Annotated in this window: 1 protein-coding gene; it reads left to right on the plus strand. The window is 43.6% G+C overall.

All coding sequences use genetic code 11. From position 1 onward, the window contains the following. On the plus strand, positions 1–341 hold a 341-nt coding region (locus GFJ41_RS17845), incomplete at its 5' end, for a hypothetical protein (protein ID WP_206001600.1). Positions 342–629 lie beyond the last annotated feature (288 nt).

A 629-nucleotide genomic window follows, 5' to 3' on the forward strand; every position in this document is an offset into this window, starting at 1 on the left:
TCCTACTGAGGACAAACAATTCAATAGTCAGCATGAATAAGCTGCTCATTGCTTCTGTGCTTATCACAGTCTTCGCCTTTGGTGCGGAGAGCTTCCGTGTACCTAGAGAAACTCCTGAGGAGGAGGAGCAAAACGGACCAGTTACCTACCTACTTGACCAACTGAGGGGCTATTATGATTACAGCATGAAAGTTGCTGGTTCAGTTGTAGAAAGCATCAAGGATTTCAAACTAGAAGAGAAAGCTAAGAATGTGTATTCGGAAACAACAGGAGCTGCACGCACCTATTTAGGCATCGCCCAGGATCAGCTTTACCACATGGTCTACCCGGACAGTGCTTAAGCCTTAATTCTTTTATTTTTTTTAAATCTTGTCCTTAGTTACGCAAAGCTGGAGCCCCGTATCGCAACCTGAAGCAGCTACAAGCAGCGCAACACTTCCAGCGGCATAAAGCTAAAGAGCGTTCCTTTATAGATGTCATCACACCATACCAGTACATAACTCAAGGGTCAACTGAGTAAAGGTCGACAGCATGGACTAAATATGCTGTAATTACTAAGTTACTAAAAAGGAAGTACCTTGTCTTAAAAGTGTGATTCGTTCCTTGTGCATTAGTAGCTCTCAGGTGCA

It is taken from the genome of Paraclostridium dentum, assembly GCF_012922555.1.
Classification (GTDB): domain Bacteria; phylum Bacillota; class Clostridia; order Peptostreptococcales; family Peptostreptococcaceae; genus Paraclostridium; species Paraclostridium dentum.